Consider the following 24,571-nt stretch of genomic DNA (forward strand, 5'->3'; position numbering starts at 1 on the left):
AGGATTTTATGAGCAACGAAGAATTATACGATACTGAAGTCTCAGCCCAGGACTTCGCCAGCGAAGATAATACTTCCAACGAATTTGAAGTTGATTTAAGTCGCCGCTCACCTAAAGGAGACGTGTTCATTCAGGTTTATCCGCGTACACGTCATTGGCTCAGGGTTGGTGTGCGTCCGGAAGGTATCATCAACGAAAACAAGGAAGAAGGCGTTTTCTCATTCGTTAAGAGAATGAAGGATCCTGACTACGATCCAGCCGAAGGTACCAGATACATCACCTTCAGATGTAACATTGTGCTCGGTGAACTGGAAATTGAAATGAGCTTCACCCACATTGAAGTTTCATACCAGAACGAAAACGGTGAAATCGGTCCGGGCTCTCAGGTTTACGAAGGCGACGAAGAATGCGATGCCATCAAGTCAGTATTTGACAAGGTTATCGACAACCTCGCCGCATACCTCAGCAAGCAGTAAGGCTGAAAATCAGCCGCCATTGTGACCTGGTTTTTGTTTTTTTGGTATCGTTAAGAGTAAAATTGGAAGATACTGGAATAATTATCAACCAACCGTAAATGACGGTTGAATTCATAAATCTATTTAGCGAGGAATATTATGAACTTTTTCAGTAAATCAGTTCTCGGCTCAGTTATTGTAGCTGCCGGAATGGCTCTGTCATCTTCCGCTCTTGCCTACAATTCAGATGTAGAATCACTGTTAAACGACAGCAAGCTTGATTCTTTACAGAAGAAGGCTCTTGCCCAGTACGCCGACAGTCTTGAAACCATTCTTAACACTGATACCCAGAACAGAGAACAGGTTATTGCAACCAACAAGCAGTTCATGGGTGCTCAGCAGTGTCTGGCTCAGGTTTATTCACGTGACCAGAAGCCTCACATGATGCGCGTAAGCAGAAAGATCTACGAAGCCACTTTCAGCAACGATGACTTAACCAGAAAGTATCATGAATTTCTCGGTCAGGCTCAGCAGGAAGGCGACGTTGCTTTACCTGATGATGCCAACGCCTGTCGCAGATAATACTTCTGTATGATTCAGGATACGGTGAAGTCCCCGGGGACTTCATCGTATTTTTTATCCGCTGAAATCCCCCGGCGCCCGATTCCTTTCACCTCCTGCTCTCTTTTACGAAGTCTCTCACTTGTAAAAATTCAGTGAATCTAGTACGATAACATCTGTTTTTATTTTTGGAATTCATTACAGAAAAACCGAGATCGGCAGTGAACAGAACATTATTCAGCATTCTCAACGGATGCAGCATTTTGATACTAGCAGCCCTCTGCGGCTGTACATCAGGCAAGGTTAACAAAGATGTAAGAACCGCCAACAACAGCTTCAAATATCTGGATACGATTGATACCTCCGAACCGCTGAGGATACCGGCCGAGCTGACTCATCCGAATTTTTCAAGGGAATTCGACATTCCCGCAAAGCCGATAAAGGACTCCCGTGCAGCCATACTGGGCAAATACGTGGACATCCGTCCGCCTCAGAAGCTCATTCCGCTGGATCCTAATGTCGTAACATTCAACGACGGCGACCTGTCACAGGTCTGGTTCTATCCTGACGAATACGGCAACACCATGACACCGAACGAGCTGTTCAATGTTCTGGTCAGATTCCTGAACATGAACAACATCGATATCGAAAACATCGATCCCGTAAGTAATTTCGTTCAGACAGACTGGTATGAAGGTACCGAGTTCGCCACCCCGTACAACACTTATGACATGGCGGAAAACGCCCTTATCTACAGACAGAAGTATCTGTTCCGCATGATAAGAAACAGCCGCAACATTCCGGGCGTGGCCGTACAGATTACCGACAACATCATCGAACGTCCGGACGGCGAGGAACTCAGCACCGGTCTCAACCGTTTTGAACCTGCAAGATTCTCAGCCCTGATGGCCAACAGACTCATGCAGTCATACCATCAGCAGCAGCTTAACATCCACGCCAACAAAGACAGGGATCTGGAAATCACCATCGGCCGTGACAACAACGAGCTTCCGTGCTGGATGGTCAATGCTCCGTTTGATGAAACCTATGCCGTACTCACCGAGCTGATGGCGGATTACGACATCAAGATCAAGGAATACTCATCAACCGCCGGTGAAATAAAAATCGACTACTCCGAACTGGATCCTGAAGACTGGGAAGCTCACGATACCGAACCGTGGGCTATCGATTCAGGCAAATACACCTTCAAGATCGGTGTATATGATGAAAAATCAACCATTACTCTCTACGACAAGAACAATCAGCCGGTAAATGCCGGAGCCGTAGCCAGAATGTACAGCGGTTTTTCCATCTCTCTTAACAATCAGTTCATAAAACATAGAAAAACTAGTAATCACAAGTAATTTTTTGTGGTAAAATGCGCCCATTCTGAAATACGGATGGGCTGCTGACGACTGACGCCGTCATCCTCACCTGAAAAATTCCGTCTGCGGAATTTCTTTTCTCAAAGTGCCACTTTAGCTCAGCTGGTAGAGCAATTGTTTCGTAAACAATAGGTCGCAGGTTCGAACCCCGTAAGTGGCACCACTTTCCTCTCTCATTCCTTCCTCTGACAGTATCGTTTTTACATTTTTTTAACCTTATATGAACTAAAGCTGAATGTAAATGTCATATGTGTATTAGAAAAATTAAAATAAACTGATCAAGATTATAATAAAAACATTTAATTAAGCAGCATTAAACTGCATGTTAGGTTGTGTATATTATGGATAATTCAGTAAAACTCACTTCAAACAAGTCATTTCTATCGTTTTTTTCGGTAAAATTACTCGGAGCTTTCAACGATTCATTTATTCAGGCTGGCTTTCTTGCGTTTGTAACCTATGCCCTGCTGAATACTCCTGAACATTCACAGACTCTGGTATACCTTGCCTCCGGTCTGTTCATGATTCCGGTATTTCTGTTCTCCGCACTTGCAGGTGAACTGTCAGACAAATACGACAAGGCCAAACTTCTCCGCAATCTTAAGATATTTGAAATATGCATCGCCGTCATCATTGCCGTTTCATATTTCAATTCATCTGAAGCCGGCATGCTCCTCGGCATGTTCCTTACCGGTGTGGAAGCTTCATTCTTCACCCCGATAAGACTCAGTATCGTGCCGTTCATTACCGGAAAGGATAAGCTGATAACCGCGAATTCCGCCCTTGAATCCGGTTCATACATCACCAAGTTTGCGGGAACCATTGCCGGTATCATTGCTGGTGCCTCAATCAACGTCTACTTCCCTGTGATTCTGATTCTGCTGTCATCTTTAGGCTTCATTGCCGCCAAGAACATTGCATCTCAGGAACCTGCTGACGCCAGTACCGTTGTCCACAAGATGTTCATTCAGTCAACCTGGAGCAACCTGAAGTATGCCCGTCACTCAAAGCAGGTATATCTTTCACTGCTGGGACTTGCCGGTGCATGGTGCGTAACCGTTACCTTCATGATTCAGCTCAGTCAGATTGCCAACAACATCTTCGTTAACGGTCTGGGCAAGGAAATTCTCAGTCCGCTCTTTCTGGGACCGTTCTGCCTCGGTATCGGTGCCGGCGCGGCCGTAGCCTCAAAGGTATACAAAGAGGAATCAATCAATGCCTTCCTGCCAGTCAGTGCGGTAATAGAAGCCATTCTGATGATTTACTTCACCTTCGTGCTGTTCTTCCAGTCTCCGCTGGAATACGGTTCTGACAAGATTGACACCTTCGGTCAGGGAGTTGATTTCGTAACCTCATACCTGTCATCATTCAGCGGCATCAACATGCTGGTTACCATCTTCCTCATCACCTTCTTCGCAGCCATGTTCATTGTTCCGGTCACCTCCTATCTTCAGGAAAAGTCTCCTGATGAAATACGTACCAGAATCATGTCTGCCAACAACATCACCGCGGCTCTGTTCAGTGTAATCAGCTCCGTAATCGGCATTGCCTGCACCGCAGTGTTCGGAGCCCAGAACGGTCTGTCCCTGATGTCTGCCATCATCGCCTTCGTATGTCTCGTCGGCGCCCTGCTTACCGTGGGCATTCTGCCTGTACCGATGGTCAGAGCAGCCGTAAGAAAGGTTCTCGAAATTGTTTACCACGCAAGATGTGAAGGTCTGGAAAACTTCAAATCAAGAGAAGGCAAAAGAACCCTCATCATTGCCAACCACACCTCATTCCTTGACGGTGTGCTGCTGTGGACCTACCTGCATGACAACATCTCATATGCGGTGGATACCGGCATCGCCAGCAGGTGGTATTTCAAGCCTCTGCTTTCTATGGCCAAGTACTACCCTATCGACAGTACCAATCCTATGGCCATCAGAAGTCTTATCAAGGAAATAGACAACGGCAACATTCCTGCCATTTTCCCTGAAGGACGCATCACCACCACCGGTACCCTGATGAAGATATATTCAGGTACCGCCGTAATCGCCGACAAGGCTGATGCCGAAATTCTACCGGTAATCATTGAAGGCAGCCAGTACTCCTCATTCTCATATTTCGGAAGCAAGTTCCGTCACAAGCCGCGTTCACGCATTCTGGTGAAGGTTATGCCTGCCATCAGATTCTCAGTTTCCGAACAGTATACAGGTAAGGCCAGAGCCCAGAAGGCTTCAGATCTGATGTACAACCTCATGGCACGCATGAAGGTTGAAGCCAGCATCATGACCAACAATACCCTTTTCGGTTCATTCATTGACACCTGTAAAACCCTCAGCACCTCCAAGAAGATTCTTGAAGACCACAACCGCAAACCGATTACCTCAAAGAGTCTGTTTGTAAAATCCATGGCTCTCGGCTCCTACTTCAAAAACAGTGAAAACGAGAACTACGTGGGTCTTCTGCTGCCGAACTCCGCAGCCGGCGTGGTAACCTTCATGGCACTCCAGGCCTGCGGCAAGATTCCTTGCATGCTCAACTTCTCCACCGGTGCCAAAAATCTTGTGGCCTGCTGCGGTGCTGTTCCTCTCAGAGTTGTCTACACCTCCAGAACCTTTATTGAAAAAGGCGGCTTCTCAGCTCTTACCGATGCTCTTGCCGAAAGCGGCATCACCGTTAAGTACCTTGAAGATCTGCAGGGAAAAATCAGTACCTTCACCAAGGTATCCGCACTCTTCTCTCTCCTGAAACCGTACAGATCATATCAGAAGCTCTGCGGAGGTCAGAAGAACTCAGACGCGCCTGCAGTCATCCTCTTCACCTCAGGTTCCGAAGGTCTGCCTAAGGGCGTGGTACTCAGCCACCGCAATATTGAAACCAATATTGTTCAGCTGCAGGCTGTGCTTCCGTTCAGCATGCTGGATTCCGTATTCAACTCCATGCCGATGTTCCACTCCTTCGGTCTGACAGCCGGTACCCTGCTGCCGCTGATTACCGGCATGAAGGTATTCATGTATCCGTCACCTCTGCATTACAAGAACGTGCCTTTACTGGTGTACGATACAAACTCCACCGCTATTTTCGGTACCGATACCTTCTTAAGGGGATATGCTGAATATGCTCACCCTTATGACATGTATGCCGTAAGATTCGTGGTATCAGGCGGTGAAAAGCTTAAGGAGGAAACCGTCAACCTGTGGAACGACAAGTTCGGTATCCGCATCCTTGAAGGTTACGGTGCCACCGAAACCGCTCCGGTTATTTCGGTTAACACCAACATGCACTACAAGCGCAATACTGCAGGCTGCCCGCTTCCTGGTATTGAAACCAGACTTGAACCTATTCCGGGAATCAGCGAAGGCGGCCGTTTATGGGTAAGAGGCGACAACGTAATGCTGGGTTACCTCAGAGCCGACAATCCGGGGGTAATAGATCCTCCTGCAGACAAGTGGTATGACACCGGCGATATCGCCACCATTGATGAAAACAACTTCATCCACATTCAGGGCAGAGCCAAGAGATTTGCCAAGATTGCAGGTGAAATGGTATCACTTACCCAGGTGGAAACCGCCCTTAACAAGATGTACCCTGACAATCCTCTGGCAGTGGTTGCAGTACCGGACGCCAAGAAGGGTGAACAGCTGATGCTCTTTATCGCCGGAGGCGAAGCCAGCCGTTCTGAAATCAAGGAATACTTCAAGTCACAGGGAATCAGTGAACTGGCCATACCTAAGTATATCCAGGTTGTTGAAAGCATTCCTCTTAACGGTACCGGCAAGATTGATTATCTGAAGGTTAAGAGCGAAGCCCTGAAGCTCATCGGAGAAGAGGCCTAACACCGCACCTCTCCGTGATCTTAAGAGAACAATCCCCCCCCCGCACATACTACTACATGCGGGGGTTTGTTTTTCATTACCTAAAAAAGGCACCGGAATTTAAAAGATGTTCCGGCAGGTCTTATCTGATGAAGCTGGTATGAATCTTTTCCACATCCTGAGGCTGCTTGACACCGGCCTTCTTACCTGCGGCAATGCTCTTGATAAGCCATGACATGTTGGAGGCAAGAATCTGCATAATCTGAACGCCTTCCTCATCCCTGAACACATCTTCAGGTAAAGAGCCGTGTACCATGTTCCAGTAGTTTGAGGATACTATCGGCATCTGATTGAACTGGAAATACTTGTTGATAACATCAAGGGTGGCACTGGTGCCTGCTCTTCTGGCAGAGGTTATGGCTGCGGCAGGCTTGAAGCGCAGATCGGCTCCGGCAGCTCCCCACAGGCGGTCAAGAAGTGCGATAACCTCTCCTGTCGGAGAAGCATAGTATACAGGAGAACCAATGACCAGACCGTCAGCAGTCTTCACGGCCTCGGCAATTTCCTTAACCAGATCGTTAATTTCCCCCTTCACGGCTCTGGTGCCCACGAAAAAGATTTCGGTATCAATGCCTTCAGCCTTAAAAACCTTGGACATTTCTGTAAGTGCAGTATATGTACAGCCGTGTTCACGTCTGCTGCCATTAATCATTACAACTTTCATAATTCTCTCCTGATGTCAGTGACGCCCGGCCCTGATATCTTAAGCCGGAATATATTCATGCCTGATTACAATAACACAATTGAATGACGGATGCATTCACGGAAAATCACAATTTATGAATAAAAAAACGGATGTCACATCTTGATGACGGACATCCGTTCATGATTCACGGATACCGGATAACTCCGGCATCTTTAAAACAGGCTGTTACTTGATAGAGGTTGGATTACCTTCAAGAAGCTTGTGGTGTAACTGAGCAATAGCCTTTGGAGCCTGATCTTCGTTTACGAGGAAGCAGAGGTTATGAGTGCTTGCGCCGTAGCAGATCATACGGATATTCACATCACAGATTGATGAGAATACTGCAGCACCGGTACCGCTTACCTGGCTCATGCCGTTACCGATTAAGGCAACGAGTGATAAACCTTCATCAATGCGAACACGGCAGAATGACTTGAGTTCCTGAAGAAGCTGTTCACTTAATACAGACTTACCGTTAGACTGGCTGCCGGTATAGTCGATGGTTAAGGCAACGCTTACTTCTGAAGTGGTGATCAGGTCAACTGAAATACCGTACTTGGCGAAGATGCTGAAGATGTTGGCCAGGAAACCGCAGGCGCCGATCATGTTAGGGCTCTGGAGGGTTAATAAAATCTGGTTCTTTCTTAAAGCAACTGCTCTGAAGGTTGGCTTTGAATTGGTTTCCTTGCGAACCCAGGTACCGCCCTTTTCAGGTTCCTTTGAAGAGCCTACGAATACAGGGATGTTCTTGCGTACTGCAGGGAAAATGGTAGCAGGGTGAAGAACCTTGGCACCGAAAGTTGCCATTTCGGCAGCTTCTGAGAAGGTGATTTCTGGAATTGCGTGAGCTTCAGGAACAAGACGAGGATCGGTAGTGTAGATACCTGGAACGTCAGTCCAGATTTCGATTGCTGCGCAGCCCGGAATTGCTTCACCGAGAAGTGCGGCACTGTAGTCTGAACCGCCGCGGCCTAAAGTGGTGGTCTGACCGATAGCGTTTGAACCGATAAAGCCCTGAGTTACAACGATGTAGTCATCGAGTAACGGAGCGAGCTGTTCCTTGGCGCCGTTGGCGATTACTTCGATGATAGGGGCAGCCTTACCGAAGTGACTGTCAGTTCTCATTACGGTGCGAACGTCAAACCACTTGGCCTTGTAGCCTAAGCTGTTTAACACTTCAGTGAACAGCTTGGTTGACATGATTTCACCGAATGAAACGATTCTGTCGGTAAGAGCATCGTCATGTTCGATAATGGCGTGGTTGGCCAGTTCTCTGATTTCATGAAGAAGCTTTTCAATTTCAGCGGTAATGGCTTCAGGACGACCTAAATCATCAAGAATGGAATTTTCGATAGCACAGAGCTTTTCCATACGCTGCTCAATGCTTGCCTGATCAAGAGAACCAGATGCCAGTTCAACAAGCAGATTGGTAACACCGGCGCTTGCACTTAATACAACAAGCTTGGTATTAGGATTATTGGTTACGATCTTTGCACAATTGCACATTGCCTGGTAGTTAGCAACACTGGTACCACCGAACTTGGCAACACAAACTTGGTTCATATGAACTCCTTAAAATAAAAATTGGTTTGAGTTACCTAAGGGAAAGTTTGATAAAGGCGGGGGAATAATCCGCCAGAAGCACTTCACCTTAAGTGTGACAGCCTGAAGGATTCAGCCTCCATAGCCGACAGTTAAATTAATGCTGTTTTTAACTGCCTCGGCTCTTCATTCCCTTTCCCGAATGCATTTTAAGCATGTTAGCTAAACGGGATACCTAAGAAGAGCGCCTCTTCTGGTTGATTCCGAAGAATTGTGAGTGAATTTACATTTTTTTATACACATTGTCAAATGGTTTTTCAGGTATTTTGCCGTTTTTTTCACCAGCCCTGATTAATGCCGGCCCTACGGAGTAAAACGGTTATTTTTTCTGTAATGAAAAGGAATAAAAAGCCTTTGAGAACTGCGGGCGTAAAGGATATTACGGACAGAGATGAAAAAACCGGTGTCCGGTATGGCCGGACACCGGCATCCCTGCGGTCTGCGTTTTCACGAAACAGGGATTCACGATTTCGGATCAACCGGAAAATTATTCTTCGTCGCTGAGGATCCAGGTAGTGAAGGCGGTAACGTCTTCATCGGTAACCTTATCGTTTGCGTAGAATACAACAATGTTGCCTTCACTTGCGATTACGGCGAATTCGAGGTTTTCACCGTTAACATTACAGCCTGAAACATTTGCGAAGGTTTCATCACCTTCTACAGTTCCCTTACAGCCGAGCTGCTGAGCACTTGCGGCAACGATATCCTTTGCGGTAGCACCTTCATCGTTGGCATGAGCCATGATACTGAATTTAGCACCGGTTTCACCGTTTACGAATACTCTCTGATTGTCAGCACCTGATTCAGTTTCCTGATAGCCGGCAGGAATACCAGCAAAAGCTACTGATGAGAGTAATAAGGCGCATGCTGCGATAAATTTTTTCATAATAACTCCTAAAACGCCTTTTACGTGTCTATCTGATTATAAGCGGCGGACACGTGCAGGCTTTAAATACAGTAAATTTTTAAATGTCAGCAATTATCCCGGGGATTAAATCATCTGACGAGGAAGCAATATATTCTTTTTCTTGAAAATGTCTATCAATATCGGCATTTCCACGGCTTTTATCCTGCAGATTTTTCAAAAAATTTGAACTTGACAACATCTGTAACATTATCACTATTCACGTTTTTTTTGCCTCAGGTTACCGCGGACAGCTGGATTTCTCCTCGTTTTTATGCATATTCTGCGGTCTTTCAACCTTCATACCTCAAGGATTTTCAGGAAAATAACGGACACTCCGATAAGACGTAAAAAACCGGTGTCGTCAGACACCGGCTTCTTTACGTTTTACGTTTTCACGAAACTCCGTTTCTCAATTCCAGATCAACCGAGAAATTATTCTTCGTCGCTGAGGATCCAGGTAGTGAAAGCGGTAACTTCGTCCTGAGTAACCTTATCGTTTGCGTAGAATACAACCATCTTGCCGTCGCCAACGATTACAGCGTAGTCAAGGGTCTGACCGTTTACATCACAAGCAGATGCACCAGCGAAGGTTTCGTCGCCTTCTACTTCACCCTTACAACCGAGTTCCTGAGCACCGGCAGCAGCGATATCCTTTGCAGTAGCACCTTCTTCGTTAGCCTGAACCATGATGCTGAAAGCTGCACCGGTTTCACCGTTTACGAATACTCTCTGATTGTCAGCACCTGATTCAACTTCCTGATAGCCAGCTGGAATACCTGCAAAAGCTACTGATGAGAGTAATAAGGCACATGCTGCGATAAACTTTTTCATAATAACTCCTAAAACACCTTTCACGCGTTACCATAATCGTAATCATAAGCAACTGACGTATTCAGGCTTTAAATACAGTAAATTTCAAAATGTCAGTAATTATCCCAAAGATTAAATCAGCTGACGAGATAAAAATATATTATTATCTATAGAATTGTCTAGTTATTTCGGCAATAATATGAATTTTATTTATCGGTTTTTTCATAAAATTTGACATGGGCAACATCTAAAACGTTTCCACAATCTACGATTATTTTACATTTTATTAACATTTTCCTTCAATAAATAAACAGACCTCTCGTTTTCAGCGCATGTATCATTATTCTTTCTAACCGGCATACAGGCAGTTCCGATTTTATCTTCATATGACAGCTTCACAAATAAAAACCCCGGCAGGTTTGTTCAACTTACCGGGGTCCTGGCAGAACGCCATTTTCTCAACAGGATATCCTATCAGCGCATACTCTTAGTCATCACCGTTAAGTAAGGTGGAGATCTTAACAAGGAGCTTAAGGATTTCAATGTATACCCATACCACGCTTGCAAGGAAGCCCATGCCCCATACCCATTCGTAGCGCTTGTCTGCGTTGCCGTCGAGATTGTATACCTCATCGAAATCAATCAGCAGATAGAAGCAGCCGATGGCAAGAGAAACGATGTTGATTGCAAAACCCAGCAGTGAAACGTCGGCAATTGAGGTGAAGTTATGTCCCCAGAAACCGAGAATGAAGTTGGCAAGATAGGTAACAAACAGGGCAAAACCCATGGTAATCACGATACTTTTTAACTTTTCGGTTACCTTGAAAAATCCTGAGGTATAACCGGCAAAGATGATACCTGCAATTGAAACGGTACCGATTAGGGCATAAATACTCAATCCCTTTCCGAATCTGCTGTCCACATATGAACTGAATGAACCGAGCAGTACACCTTCACACACTGCGTATACGGGACCGCACACCATGGCGATGCCTGGAACTATCAGACCTGCGAAATATGCAGCCATACTGCCTATCAGGGCTCCAATCATTACAACAGCAGAAAGGGAAGAACCTGAAGCCAGCTGAGCATAGGTAACGATTACTGAAAGCAGACACAGTCCAAGCATGATACCGGCTTTTGAACATGCCCCTTTAACCGCAAAAACGCCGGTATTTTCAAGAGCATGCTCTCTTGAAGCCTTCAAAATTCTTTCACTGCTTGACAGTGGATTTGATGAAGAAAATGCCATCTTTATAATTCCTTTAACAAAAAAATTACATAACTCAACAAAATGTTATGTATATGCTATTTATACATACATTTATATAAAAATTCAATATCAAAGATACTTTTCGGAAAATATCTCCCTGACCTTTTCAAGATCCTCAGCGGTATCCACTCCGACCTGCGGATCGGAAAGCGCGTAATCCACCGCGATTTTATAACCGTAATACATTACCCTGAGCTGTTCCAGAGACTCAATGGATTCAAGTGCGCACGGAGCCATCTTCACATACTCCTTGATGAATCCCGCCCTGTAGGCATAGATCCCGAGATGTCTGGCATGACCGTCCTTTGCCTCCATGTTGCCTGCCCTGAAATTGTCTCTTTCATAAGGAATCGGAGCACGGCTGAAGTAGATGGCTTCATGACGGTGATTGAAAATAACTTTCACGCAGTTCGGATTAAACACCTCCTCGCCTTCAATCGGAACGCACAGAGTTGACATCGGAGCCTCGGAACTGTCCAGAAGTTCAGCAACCTGACGGATGTTTTCCGGAGGAATCAGCGGTTCGTCACCCTGTACGTTGACCACGATTTCATCATCCTTGAGGGCAAGCTTCTCAACCACTTCGGAAAGACGTTCGGTTCCGGAGTTATGATCCTTTGAGGTCATGCATACATCAGCACCGCAGTCCCTGCAGGCTTCTTCTATACGGCTGTCGTCTGTTGCCACGACCACGCGGTCGGCTCCGGCCTGAAGAGCCTGTTCCACGACTCTCACAATCATCGGTCTGCCGCAGATATCCATTAAAGGTTTTCCCGGAAGTCTTGATGAGGCATATCTTGCCGGAATAATCACAGTAAATTTCATGTCATTCTCCACTTTTATACATGACGTCTTGTAAACAAATTCTATCTGTCTGAGGAACCTTTTCCTTCAGATACCTTTCTGATTTTGGACAGGAGTTCGGTGAAAAAATTCTCCGGCAGTTCAGCCGACACCGGAACATAATAGGAATTGACTAGTCCCTGTCCGGCATACTTGACGTAATCCTTTTCCGTCATTACCAGGGGATACTCCTTCTCGGCTTTTAAAAGTTCATTTATGTCAGCCATTTCGTGATCGCCGATTTCCACCTTCTTCATAATTCGGTAGCCGAGTTTTTCCAGGGTGGCATAAAAGCGATCCGGACTGCCTATACCCGCAAGAGCCGTGATTTCCGCCTTTCCCGGCAGCTGCTTTGCGGTTTCGTCAAGGGGAACCACTCCGTCAACACTGAGAGTCATGGAGATTTCCCCGTTTTCCGGCACTCCGCCGTTGTTTATCAGAAAATCCGCGGTCTTAAGCCTCCACTCTCCTTCCCTTAACGGTCCGGCAGGAAACAGATGACCGTTCCCGGTTCTGCGGATGCCATCCATGACGATGATTTCCACATCCCTCTGTAGTGCATAATGCTGCAGACCGTCATCGGTAATCACCACGTCACAGTCCTTTTCCGCAAGGGCAACGGCACGACTGCGAACAGGATCGATAATCATCCTGGCGCCGGTTCTCTTCATAATCAGCTTCGGTTCATCACCTGAGCATGAGGCCTGACTTTCTGCCGTAACCTCGTATGGATATACCGGCGGATGAGCCTTGTATCCCCTGCTTACCACGGCTACCCTGTAACCCTGCTTCTGCAGAAAATCAGCAATGGCCACCACTACCGGAGTCTTGCCGTTGCCGCCTACCATGATGTTCCCCACCACGACAACGGGAATACTGCTGCGATAGCTCCCTGCTATTCCCCTGCGGTACAGAAATCTTCTCACACAGGTTACCGCCGCGTACAGTCCGGAAAACGGAAGCAGGCAGTATTTCCACCCGGAATTGCCAAACCATATACCTTTTACCCAGCTCTCCAAGCTCATTGCGGCAGACCTCTCTGTTATCCATTATGACGAAATAAAACAGGCTCTTTTTCTTTTTGCATTATTCAATATATTTCTGTTTTTGTACAGACGGAATGTTTCATTCCTCCTGTTCCGGCAGACATGATTTTCAGCAGTACTTCTCATGCCGAGTCCGTGAAATTCCGAATAACTCATGCGGAACAATCACACCCTGCCGGAAAAACATCGCACTTTATCATATAATCATAAAAAATAATTTGAGACATTGCCTTATTTAGCCTATGATTGTCTGACTGTTTTATGATGATTCAGATATATAGGGTACAGACCATGACTTCACGACCAAAGCTAATCAAATCGCCGAGTGATTTTTCATGTGCCTCCTGTCTGGTAAACTCTCTGTGTCTTTCCACGGGCAGTTTTGATCATCAGACATTTACCGCCATCGACGGCATCATAGAACGCAAGAAGAATTATCAGAAGGCCTCGATCATCTATAAGGCCGGCGATGAACTCAAGAATCTGTACGCCATCAGATCCGGCGGAGTAAAAATCTACTCCATAAACGAACACGGCGAAGAACAGATAACCAGTTTCCACATGCCGGGAGATCTCATCGGTTTTGATGCCATTGCCGATAACAGACATCTTTCCTTTGCCCAGACTCTGGAGACGTCAAACATCTGTGAAATTCCCTTTGAACAGCTCATGAGACTTGCCAGCAGATATCCGGCACTTAACGTAAGACTCTTAAAGCTCATCAGTGCGGAAATTTCCGTAAAAAAGAATCTGATGATGATGATTTCCAAACAGACGGCTGAACAGCGTCTTGCCACCTTCATCGTACATCTGTCAGACAATCTCAAAAGAAGAAATCTCTCCGGCAACGAAATCAAACTGCCGATGACCCGCTATGAAATCGGCAATTACATCTCCCTTACCGTTGAAACCATCAGCCGCCTGCTGTCAAAATTCCAGCAGAAGCAGATTATTTCCGTAAAAGGGAAGTACATCACCATCATCAATCATGAAAAGCTCAGGGAAATAGTTGAGTCTTAGGACATTTAACTCCGACTCCGTTTCCGGTGCCGTCTGCTTTTACCCGACCATGCTTTTTTTAGTCATAGTACACACTTTTAAAAAAGATCCTGTCTGCGAATATCAATATATAGATTGAATTCAAAAACTTTACTCAAAAATTTGTCTAAAATTTAAAGAAGGATGTATCTACTATCCGTTTACAAGGAGGACGTATGAGAAAGTACAAACATATCCTCGCAGTTGTGGAACCTGGTAACGAACATCAGTCCGCACTCACCAGAGCGCTGGAAATATCCGGTTTGGCTCCCGACACCCGAATCACCGTCATGATTGCCATGTATGACTTTTCAACAGAGCTTACTTCCGTTCTTGACGTGCAGACTCAGCTTGATCTGAAAAACAGGCTGATGGCAACTCATGAACAGATGATTGAAGAGACCATGAGCAGACTTAACGCCAAAAACGCCGACCTTGAATGCAAGGTTGTGTGGCAGCGCAACGTCACCAGGGCAATTGTGGACGAAATCAATTCAAGTGACTACGACCTTCTGATAAAGGACGTGGACGACCACGAAATAACAAAAGAGCTGCTGTTCACAACTCTCGACTGGAAACTCCTGCGATATTCCCCTATTCCGGTAATCATCACCAAGGAACACAAGTGGGAAAGCGGAGCCAATATTCTGGTTGCCGTCAATTTTGATGATCAGGATGAACACGAACAGCGTCTCATGAATCTGAGACTTCTGCGTCATGCTCAGCAGCTGGCTACCATTATCAAGGGCAACATTCATCTGATTAATGCCGCCGAACCTATTTCACCGTCAACTCTTGTTGAAATTCCGGGATTCTCTCCGGATCTGTATACCGAAGCCGTTTACAATCATAACCACAATAAATTAACCGCCTTTGCCGGTAAGCACAGAATTCCGCAGGAATACTGTCATATCTGCGTGGGACGGGCTGATGACGTAATTCATCACAAGGTAAGAGAACTGAACGCCACCGCGCTTCTTATCGGCAGTTCCGCCAGAAAGGGACTTGCGGGAACCGTTGTGGGAAATGTCTGTGAACAGATCACCGACGAGGTTGACTGTGACATTATGGTAATCAGTAAAAATATCAGATAGTTACTGTCATCAGTACCGGAAGTAAAACGCGATACGGACTGATTTCCATTAAAAAAAGGCCTGTTTTTCTAGAGTGTACCCCATAAGTTGAACAAAAAAAAACTTATGCTTATTATAGGGCTGAATTCCTTACCTCACAAGGAGTTCGGCCTTTTAGTTTTTCCTGTATTCTATTATTGTCATAGTAATAGATATACTTCTCCATTGCATCTTTAAGTTCATCCAGTGTGCTAAACTCGTATTCATTTCCATAAAACATCTCGTTTTTCATCTTTCCAAAGAAATTTTCCATGATACTGTTGTCATAGCAGTTTCCCTTGCTAGACATTGACTGAATGATACCTTTTTCTCTTAGCATTGAATGATACGGAGTCATCTGGTATTGCCAGCCTTGATCTGAATGAAGAATAAGCCCTTCAAGCTTCTGATGTTTTTGAAACGCCTGATTCAACATATCCATTGTCTGAGTGAAATTCGGTGATTTTGAAATATTGAAAGATACGATTTCTGCATTGTGCATATCCAAAATCGGGGACAGATAAAGCTTTCCCGCTGCGATGTGAAATTCAGATACATCAGTGGTCCATTTCTGATTCACGGATGTAGTACAGAAATTCCTGGTATAGTACGTTTTATGGTTTTCAGTGTCTACTACCTTGTTAAGAAGCAGATTCTTAACGATACCGTTGAAATCACCCTTGTATGACTTATACTTCACTCTGGGAGTAATGCCTTTAAGCTCATATTTCTGCATCAGGCGCTGAACTTTTTTATGATTTGCACAGACACCGCGGCGAGCAAGTTCCAGAGTGATACGACGATAGCCGTAGCGCTTCTTATGTTCAGCATATATTGCCTTGATCTCTTCTGTAAGTTCCTGATTCTTTTCGTCCTTGTCAATTTTATTTATCGTGTAGTAATAATCAGAACGAGTCATATGAGGAACATCCGGCATACCGTTGATGACAGCAAGTATAAACCGCAGAGAGCATTTCAGTTCCCGCCTTAACTCAGTAATAGCATTGGCTATTTCTTCTGTTCTCGTTTTTCTCTTTCCGAAATTAAGGCGTCTAATTTTTTTAAGTATTCATTCTCTATCAATAACTTCATGTTCTGCTTCTGAAGCTCCTGTATCTTCTTCATCAGCTCTTCTGATGATTCTGTCTTCCGCTGATTCTTTTTGGCCATAACGTCCTCGCTTTCTTTCGATAACATTATAATCGTTTTCTTTGTATGATTTTAGCCATGATGAGAGCATACCGCACCCAGGAGGCGCCAAAGACAAAGAAACCTGCATCGCACATTCATGATTTATCAAAACTCTCCGGATCGCTTCTTCCTTAAATTTTGCTGAATACTTTTTATTTTTCTTCTTTCGAACTACAGATAATTCATGAATATCAATCAGCTTTACTATGTAGGTCGCTACGGTTCGATTGCATTTAAATTGTGCTGCAAGTCTTCTTGAACTGTAATGTTCTTCTTTCCAAAGTCGATACATCTCGACTTTATCTTTGTATGTAAACTTCATAAAAATGCCTCCGCAAGTTTGTCCAACTTACGGGGGGCATTACATTCAGAACAGGCCTTTTGATTTGATTCTATTCTTCTGAATCCTCGATAACGTCATCAGTTATCTTGAATCTGTCAAATGCCTCCCTCATCTCATGAACAGCCTTTGAAAGTACCATATATGCCCTGGTACACTGAACCATGTCCGCAGAGATTTCCTGAGTACTCTGATGCATTCTGTCCATACTGTCATGAACCACATCAAAATTCTGTTCCTGAACAGTGGTTGAACGGGCTGTGGAAGCCGTCATCTCTGCCACGTTGGCCATGTGGGTATCAATTTCATTAAGCTTGTCCACAATGGATTCAACCCATTCGATGGTGACACTGCAGCTCTTTGAACTCCTGTTCATCATGCCTATAGCCTTATCGGTTCCCTCCTGATAAGCCTTCGTGCTGTTTTCAATTTCGGTAATGGAATCCTGTGTTCTGGAGGACAGAGCTCTCACCTCGTCGGCGACCACGGCAAAACCGCGCCCGTATTCCCCTGCTCTCGCAGCTTCAATGGCGGCGTTGAGTGCCAGAAGATTGGTCTGTTCGGCAATTTCTCTGATGGTTCCGACCACTGAAGCAACTCCGGAAGTGAGTTTTCCAAGATTTTCTATGGCCATGGAAGTCGCTTCTATATCGGTTCGAAGTACGTTTACCGATTCCTTGGCATTATTGGCTATATCCACACTGTTGCTTGAAAGAGTATGAATGGATGAAACCTTTGAGGCCACGTCATCTGAATTTCTGGAGATTTCATCTGTGGCAAGATGCATCTTTTTGATTGATTCAGCCACGTTTCCGGTAACTGTCTCCTGCTTTATCAGTTCATTTTCCACATTGGTGGCGGCAGCGGTACATGTATCGATACTGCTGAGCAGAGAATCAACCATTGCCCTGACTTTTCTGACAACACGGCACTGCTCTTCGAGGTACTCATTCATGTTTCGGGACATTTCACCTATTTCATCATTTGAACAGCATTCTTCAATACGATCGGAAAAATCATGATTGCGGTTCATGTTGCTGATAAGAGAGGTAATGTCTGAAACCGGAACTGAAATATATCTGGTAATGTAGAGTCTTACTGAAATGAACACGATTATAAACATAATAATCATGGCACAGTACTCGATAAAAATGGTATTGTTGAGACTGCTGAGAACACTTCTCTCATCGAGACAGATAAACACCTTCCATTTCGAATCCCCTACCATGGTTCCCAGAATCCATTTATCTTCCCCTGTTTTGTCCTTATAGCTCACGAATTCCCTGCGATTGCCGTTCAGGACGTTGTTTATGAACTCAGAAGTATAGACTGGATCAAGTTCGGAAACATTCTTTCCTCGGTAACTGTCGTCACCACTCCATGTAACTATGTCGTTAACGCTGTTGAGCAGAAGTACCCTGGCTGAGTTCGGAAGATCCAGATCGTCACTTACGACGGCTATGTCATGGATGTGAACATCCACGCCGAGTACCCCGTTCTCCTTCCTTACAAGCCATGACACAACCCAGTCGGATACGGTTTCCTCATACTCCATATCATCCATTCTGACCTCAGAAGTGGCCCGTTTGAACCAGCCGTGTTTTCTGGCCTCATATCCGTCATCATACGCACCTTTGGCATGTTCCTCATCTGTCTGATCACTCGCGTAAATCTTTCCGTCATCAGTAGCATAGTAAACATCCATTTTAAATGCATTTCCGGTAACCTTGAGAAACTCACGATCAATAAGCTTCTGCAGATTCATGTTGGACAGACTGGTAGCTATCTCGGCTCTCTCCTTCTGCCATTTTTCAAGAGTATTACTGAAGTTGTGCGCTACCGCGTTGAAAAAACGATAGGAATCACTTACCGTGCGTTTTTTATCAAACATGATGCTGTTTATCATCATCGCCAGAAAAAACAGAATCAGCGGAATCAGGGTCAGTATAAATATTTTGGCTCTCAAAGATTTCATAGCGCACCCGTACAGGAGACTTGTCATACAAAAAACACAGCAGTTCGAAAAAAATATTATTTACTGTGTCTATTCAATAGAAATAATATACTTATGAATTTTAACACGATACCGGCCGCCGTATTTTGCAACCTATCTCATTTATGTAATCATATTCCGTTTTTTGTATGTTTACGATCATTCAGAATGATACGGATACAAAAGGAAAGCCCGGGCATTTACGACCGCTTTCACTTCGATTTCTGATTTTCAAAAAATGCACGACAGCGGAATCACGCTGATTTCCGCTGACGTTACTGATAGTTTGATGCCGGATATTAACAGTAATGACTGCCTGTGAATATCCCTGCCGTAAATATTTCTAATCTTCGGACTTTCGTTCAGCCTTCAGATTGAAATCATATTTGGTTGTATCGAGAAGATGGCTCAAACAGATATCCTTTAAGGCCTTGAACATGATTTCACTTCGGCCGTGATACTGTCTGTCCCAGTTTCTTATCATCTCCTCAATCTCCTTGCGCATCTTGTTTTCACCCAGAGAACAGATGTCTTTTGACAGAATCGGATAATTTCTGATTTCAGCCAGTCTGATTAGATCCTTTTCCCTGCAGTAGGCCAGAGGTCTTATCACGATGTTGTCCCCGTCGTCAGTCAGAAGTTTAGGAGGCATGCTCTTGAGCTTTCCGGCATAGAACAGATTCAGGAAAAATGTTGCGAGGATGTCATCGGCATGATGGCCGAGTGCGATTTTCGTGATTCCGAGTTCTCTTGCCGTACGGTACAGAATACCTCTTCTCAGTCGGGAACAGAGGGAACAGATGTTTTTGCCGTCAGGAATCTTGTCGATAATGATGTCGTGAATATTTTCCTTTATGACATGATATTCAAGTCCGGTTTCCTTAAGATAGTTTTCCACTATCCCTTCGGGATATTTCGGGAACATGCCGTTAAGATGCACCGGAATCAGCTCGAAATCAACGGGAGCACTGCGCTTTAAACTATGAAGTATCTCCAGCAGAGCATAACTGTCCTTTCCGCCTGACATGCATACCATCACCCTGTCGCCGGCCTCAATCATGTTGAAGTCGGCAATGGCCTTTCCGGCCGCATGTCTCAGTCTCTTCTGCAGCTTGTTGAAATTGTAAAGCTGCTTCTGACTCAATTCTTCTTTAGTTTCATTAACCATATTGTCTAATTGCTTTATTGTTGTCTTAATTGCGGGGAGGCATGGCACTGAACCGATACCTCATACCTATATAAAACCGCAGATGTCATCAACAGCTGCGGTTAAAGATCACTTGCGGAATTCTGAATCCGCCTTCTCGTCTGCCTGTCGGCATGTTCATTAAATCCGATGTCCCTTGTCAGGACGCGACATCCGAAATACTACATCCATTTGGAAAAATCTTCCAGAGCCACACCGGCGGGAACATACCATTTCTTGACGTTTTTATCCCATCTGGCTCCTAAAGACTTGGCTTCGTCCTTCTCGCTGAAAGGCACGTTAAGGTAGGTCACGTCTGAAGAACTTCCTGCTGATGACTGTCTGTCACCGCTTCTCTGTCTTCCGCCTGAAGCATAACCTGAGTTCTGCTGCCGTCCCTCTGGTGCGGCTGCGGCAGGATATGCGTACCCGGAGGCTCTGCCGGAAGGAGAAACCTGAGGAATCACGCCTGAATCCTGAGAATAAATGAAAGGCAGATCCTCACAGCAGAAATCCTGCCCGTCATCAACAGGAACCAGATAATCGTCTTCAGATACCGGGATGCTTTCAATACTGTGTCTGAACAGTTCTTCAGCATCAAAATCATTGTTATCAGTCATAAAACCTCACAGAACGACAGATACCTGCCTGTCCCGAACATACCCATACAGACAATATCCCGAAGGCGGTTCTGCACCTTCGGGATTCGCATTACCGGATTAGTCTCTTAATACGGCACCGAGCTTGTCAGCAAGATTTCTGATTACTGAATCGGAGAAGCTGCTGATATCGGCATCTTCAAGAGTCTTTTCAGTACTCTGAAGAATAGCACTGAAGGCGATACTCTTCTTTCCTTCAGGAACACCGTTACCTGAGAACACGTCGAAAATGTTTACGCTGCGTACCAGATCACCGCATTCCTTAACCACGCTGATAATGCTGTCTGCGGAAACGGAAGCATCAACAACGATTGCAAAGTCACGCTTGATTGAAGGATACTTGGAGATTTCGGCATAGTCAGGAATTCTGCGGGTCTTGAGAGCGCTGAGCTTCAGATCGAACAGGTAAACCGGACGCTTGAGACCGAGCTTCTTCTGTACTACAGGGTGAATGAGACCTACATAACCGACGATTTCACCGTTAAGCTTGATAACAGCGCTTACACCAGGGTGCAGAGCGGTGATGTCAGCTCTTTCAAATACGAATTCATCAGCCCTTCCGGTAACTTCAAGCAGTCTTTCAACATCGCCCTTCACGTCAAAGAAATCAACTTCTCTGTTGGTGATGTTCCAGCTGTCGTCGGCAATGGTACCGTACACGGCACCTGCAATGTGATCTTCCTGAAGAATGCCGTTTTCAGCCTTTTCATCCTTAATGAAGGTCAGACCGCATTCAAAGAGTTTCATACGCTGAACCTGACGGTTTACGTTGTATAAAACGGTATTGATGAGACCTGCCCAGATGGTGGTTCTCATGGCTGACATGTCGGCTGAAATAGGAGAAGGCAGAATGATTGCTTCGGTTTCAGGCTTCAGAGTCTTGAGGCTGGCAGGATCAACGAAGCTGTAGGTTACAACTTCATGGTATCCGGTATCAGCCAGTACGGACTTGATGTCATAGGTGGTTACTTCGGCTTCACACTGCTTGATCATTCTTAACGGAGCAACAGGGTCGCGGTTAGGAATGTTGTCATAGCCGTAGATACGGGCAACTTCTTCACAGATATCCACAGGAATGGCAATGTCATATCTCCATGAAGGACTGGTTACGGTTACTGAAGTGCCGTCTGCAGCCAGAACAGGCTTCATGCCGAGACGGGTTAAAATGTCAAGAACGGTGTCCTTGGCGATTTCAATGCCGATAACGTCGTTGATGTAGCTGAAGGCAACATTGATGTCATTGCGTACAGGGAACTTTTCAGGAGCTACTGCTTCGTTTACCGGACCTGCTTCACCGCCGCAGATTTCCAGAATGAAGGCAGTGGCTCTTTCCATTGCGTCTCTGGTGATGGTGTAATCAACACCTCTTTCGTATCTGTGTGAGGCATCGGTTGCAAGACCGTATTCTCTTGCTCTGTTCTTGATTGCTGAAGGAGCAAAGAATGCAGATTCAAGCAGAACGTCTCTGGTTTCTGAGGTAACACCTGTAGCGGCGCCGCCGAAAATTCCTGCAAGAGCAACAGGACCGTTTCTGTCGGCTATAACCAGGGTACCTTCCTTGAGCTCAGCCTCTTCACCGCTTAAAAGCACCAGCTTTTCACCGGCAACTGCCTGACGGACAATAATCTGATCATTAAGCCTGTTCAGATCGAAGGCGTGCATAGGCTGACCGAGTTCAAGAAGAATGTAGTTGGTGATATCAACAATGGCGTCGATTGAACGGATACCGCAACGGCGGAGTTTTTCCTGCATCCATAAAGGACTAGGCTTGGTGATGTCAACGTTTCTGATTACGCGGCATAGATATCTAGGACAGGCATCCTTGTCCTGAACATCAACACTGAAAGTGTCACTGATTGATGCAGGAACTTCACTGATTACAGGATAGTTAACATCCTTTGAAGTAAGTACGCCGAGTTCTCTGGCAATACCGCGGATGCTGAGACAGTCAGCACGGTTGGCGGTAAGGTCAACTTCAACTGAATTATCGCTGAGATTGAGGTATTCATGGATATCCATTCCGACAGGAGCATCTGCAGGGAATTCAATGATGCCGTTGCTTTCTTCTGAAAGTTCAAGTTCCTTGAGAGAACAGAGCATGCCGTTTGAAGGCACTCCTCTTAACTTTGCAGGCTTGATTTTGAAATTACCCGGAAGAACGGCACCTACCTTGGCGCAGGCAACCTTTAAACCGGCACGGCAGTTTGGAGCACCGCACACAATGTCCAGAACCTCGTCACCTACGTTAACGGTGGTTACATGAAGGTGATCTGAATCAGGATGATCGGCACAGGTCAGAACTTCACCGACAACCACGTTGGTGAATTCACCGCATACAGGGTTAACTGAATCAACTTCGAGACCGGCCATGGTGATAGTATCAGCAATCTTATCCACTGACAGACCGGTAGGAACAAGTTCATCGATCCATAACTTATTGAAATTCATTTACTCAGCTCCTACTTACCAAACTGCTTTAAAAATCTAAGATCGTTTTCGAAGAATGCACGAAGGTCATTCACACCGTAACGCAACATGGTGAGACGTTCAACGCCTAAACCGAAAGCGAAGCCGTGATACTTGTTCGGATCAATGCCCACGTTTTCAAGAACCTTAGGATTTACCATACCGCAGCCGAGTACTTCAAGCCACTTGCCGTTCTTGCCCATTACGTCAACTTCTGCTGAAGGTTCAGTGAACGGGAAGAATGAAGGTCTGAAACGAACCTGAAGTTCTTCTTCAAAGAAATTAACCAGGAAGCTGTGGAGAATGCCCTTGAGTTCAGTGAATGAACTCTTTTCGTCAACGAGAAGACCTTCAACCTGATGGAACATAGGAGTGTGGGTCATATCGTAGTCAGGACGGTATACACGGCCCGGTACGATGATGCGAAGAGGCGGCTTCTTCTTTTCCATAACACGAATCTGCACGCCTGAAGTCTGAGTTCTCAGAAGCAGATTGCTGTTGAAATAGAAGGTGTCGTGTTCGGAACGTGCCGGATGATCCGGTTCAATGCACAGAGCATCAAAGTTATGGAAGCAGTCTTCGATTTCAGGACCTGCTTCAACGTTAAAGCCGAGGCCCTTGAAGATTTCTTCGATACGCTTAATGGTTCTGGTTACAGGATGCAGGGTACCTGCTTCTACGGTTCTTCCGGAAAGGGTAATATCAACACTTTCGGAAGCAAGACGCTTGCTCAGAGCTTCTGCGGCCATGGCATCACGCTTGGCGTTGAGAGCTTCCATTACCTTGGTCTTGGCAACGTTGACTTCAGCACCTCTCTTCGGTCTTTCTTCCGGAGACAGTGCGCTCAAGCCCTTCATTAAATCAGTGAAACAGCCCTTCTTGCCGAGATACTGCACACGTACAGCATCAAGACTTGCTTCATCACTTACTGCATTTATCTCTTGCAGAGCCTTCTGTACCAGCTCTTCTAAATTATCCATACGATCCTCACTACACGTTTACGGCATATGTGGTTTTAACTAAAAAATTATTCGGCATGCCGTCTCAGTCCGCCCATTTCCGCACAGGTATAATCCTGACGTATCGGATGGAAACGCACTTCAACCGCATGCCATACAAATCCGTGGCGCCGTTCTGCCTGAAACCGTGACCGGTACTG

General features: G+C 45.5%; 20 protein-coding genes, 1 tRNA gene and 1 riboswitch. Of the genes, 7 read left to right on the forward strand and 14 right to left on the reverse strand.

The features are described from left to right. The first annotated feature begins 8 nt into the window (after nt 1-8). The 5 genes from T489_RS0101560 to T489_RS0101580 all read left to right on the forward strand — a co-directional run bounded on the left by T489_RS0101560 (nt 9) and on the right by T489_RS0101580 (nt 6,222). Complete coding sequence (locus T489_RS0101560; protein WP_031578297.1) at nt 9-476, forward strand: hypothetical protein; 468 nt, start codon at nt 9-11, stop codon at nt 474-476. A 138-nt stretch (nt 477-614) separates the two neighbouring features. Continuing rightward, complete coding sequence (locus tag T489_RS0101565) at nt 615-1,037, forward strand: hypothetical protein (RefSeq protein ID WP_031578298.1); 423 nt, start codon at nt 615-617, stop codon at nt 1,035-1,037. Nucleotides 1,038-1,279: 242 nt separating this feature from the next. Beyond that, on the forward strand, nt 1,280-2,380 hold the full coding sequence (gene bamC / locus T489_RS0101570; protein WP_198020388.1) for an outer membrane protein assembly factor BamC: 1,101 nt from the start codon (nt 1,280-1,282) through the stop codon (nt 2,378-2,380). Between the two features lie 108 nt (nt 2,381-2,488). Further along, nucleotides 2,489-2,564, forward strand: a tRNA-Thr gene (locus T489_RS0101575). A gap of 178 nt (nt 2,565-2,742) precedes the next feature. Next, a complete protein-coding gene (locus T489_RS0101580; RefSeq protein WP_031578300.1) occupies nt 2,743-6,222 on the forward strand; it encodes an MFS transporter in 3,480 nt (1,159 codons plus the stop codon). 121 nt (nt 6,223-6,343) lie between these two features. On the opposite strand, the gene T489_RS0101585 is transcribed toward T489_RS0101580, so the two are convergent. The 7 genes from T489_RS0101585 to lpxK form a co-directional block, all read right to left on the reverse strand. Beyond that, nucleotides 6,344-6,925: a flavodoxin family protein gene (locus T489_RS0101585; protein ID WP_031578301.1), complete on the reverse strand. Its 582-nt coding sequence runs from the start codon at nt 6,923-6,925 to the stop codon at nt 6,344-6,346. Nucleotides 6,926-7,132: 207 nt separating this feature from the next. Continuing rightward, entirely contained in the window at nt 7,133-8,509 is a 1,377-nt protein-coding gene (gene lysC, locus T489_RS0101595; RefSeq protein ID WP_031578302.1) for a lysine-sensitive aspartokinase 3, read from the reverse strand. A 68-nt stretch (nt 8,510-8,577) separates the two neighbouring features. Then, nucleotides 8,578-8,749, reverse strand: a riboswitch (Lysine riboswitch). Between the two features lie 286 nt (nt 8,750-9,035). Further along, nucleotides 9,036-9,434 carry a hypothetical protein gene (locus tag T489_RS0101600; RefSeq protein WP_031578303.1) on the reverse strand — a complete coding sequence of 133 codons (399 nt, stop codon included), beginning with the start codon at nt 9,432-9,434 and terminating at the stop codon, nt 9,036-9,038. 453 nt (nt 9,435-9,887) lie between these two features. Continuing rightward, a complete protein-coding gene (locus tag T489_RS0101605; RefSeq protein ID WP_031578304.1) occupies nt 9,888-10,286 on the reverse strand; it encodes a hypothetical protein in 399 nt (132 codons plus the stop codon). Between the two features lie 466 nt (nt 10,287-10,752). Further along, nucleotides 10,753-11,517 (reverse strand): Bax inhibitor-1/YccA family membrane protein, encoded by a 765-nt coding sequence (locus T489_RS0101615; RefSeq protein WP_031578305.1) that lies wholly within the window; start codon nt 11,515-11,517, stop codon nt 10,753-10,755. A gap of 90 nt (nt 11,518-11,607) precedes the next feature. Continuing rightward, the gene (gene kdsB, locus T489_RS0101620) at nt 11,608-12,363 is read right to left on the reverse strand and encodes a 3-deoxy-manno-octulosonate cytidylyltransferase (protein ID WP_031578306.1); all 756 of its coding nucleotides are present in this window, start codon (nt 12,361-12,363) and stop codon (nt 11,608-11,610) included. 41 nt (nt 12,364-12,404) lie between these two features. Then, nucleotides 12,405-13,406, reverse strand: a complete 1,002-nt coding sequence (gene lpxK, locus T489_RS0101625) for a tetraacyldisaccharide 4'-kinase (protein ID WP_031578307.1) — start codon at nt 13,404-13,406, stop codon at nt 12,405-12,407. Nucleotides 13,407-13,718: 312 nt separating this feature from the next. Here lpxK and fnr point away from each other — a divergent pair, with 312 nt between their 5' ends. Next, entirely contained in the window at nt 13,719-14,447 is a 729-nt protein-coding gene (gene fnr / locus T489_RS0101630; RefSeq protein WP_037318424.1) for a fumarate/nitrate reduction transcriptional regulator Fnr, read from the forward strand. 194 nt (nt 14,448-14,641) lie between these two features. Next, a complete protein-coding gene (gene uspE, locus T489_RS0101635) occupies nt 14,642-15,559 on the forward strand; it encodes a universal stress protein UspE (protein WP_031578309.1) in 918 nt (305 codons plus the stop codon). Between the two features lie 112 nt (nt 15,560-15,671). Here the strand turns inward: uspE and T489_RS15355 are convergent, their stop codons facing one another. From T489_RS15355 to pheS, 7 genes are all read right to left on the reverse strand, one after another. Continuing rightward, complete coding sequence (locus T489_RS15355) at nt 15,672-16,646, reverse strand: IS3 family transposase (protein WP_369791968.1); 975 nt, start codon at nt 16,644-16,646, stop codon at nt 15,672-15,674. Next, nucleotides 16,647-17,090: a transposase gene (locus T489_RS15360; protein ID WP_051621699.1), complete on the reverse strand. Its 444-nt coding sequence runs from the start codon at nt 17,088-17,090 to the stop codon at nt 16,647-16,649. Between the two features lie 70 nt (nt 17,091-17,160). Next, nucleotides 17,161-19,083 (reverse strand): methyl-accepting chemotaxis protein, encoded by a 1,923-nt coding sequence (locus tag T489_RS0101650; protein WP_031578311.1) that lies wholly within the window; start codon nt 19,081-19,083, stop codon nt 17,161-17,163. A 361-nt stretch (nt 19,084-19,444) separates the two neighbouring features. Continuing rightward, entirely contained in the window at nt 19,445-20,269 is an 825-nt protein-coding gene (gene ttcA, locus T489_RS0101655; RefSeq protein ID WP_051621700.1) for a tRNA 2-thiocytidine(32) synthetase TtcA, read from the reverse strand. A 200-nt stretch (nt 20,270-20,469) separates the two neighbouring features. Beyond that, a complete protein-coding gene (locus T489_RS13390; protein ID WP_037318427.1) occupies nt 20,470-20,907 on the reverse strand; it encodes a DUF5710 domain-containing protein in 438 nt (145 codons plus the stop codon). 99 nt (nt 20,908-21,006) lie between these two features. After that, nucleotides 21,007-23,394, reverse strand: a complete 2,388-nt coding sequence (gene pheT, locus T489_RS0101665) for a phenylalanine--tRNA ligase subunit beta (RefSeq protein WP_031578313.1) — start codon at nt 23,392-23,394, stop codon at nt 21,007-21,009. 11 nt (nt 23,395-23,405) lie between these two features. Then, on the reverse strand, nt 23,406-24,392 hold the full coding sequence (pheS, locus tag T489_RS0101670; RefSeq protein WP_031578314.1) for a phenylalanine--tRNA ligase subunit alpha: 987 nt from the start codon (nt 24,390-24,392) through the stop codon (nt 23,406-23,408). Nucleotides 24,393-24,571: the final 179 nt, after the last annotated feature.

Origin of the sequence: Ruminobacter sp. RM87 (assembly GCF_000701925.1) — a bacterium.
Taxonomy (GTDB): domain Bacteria; phylum Pseudomonadota; class Gammaproteobacteria; order Enterobacterales; family Succinivibrionaceae; genus Ruminobacter; species Ruminobacter amylophilus.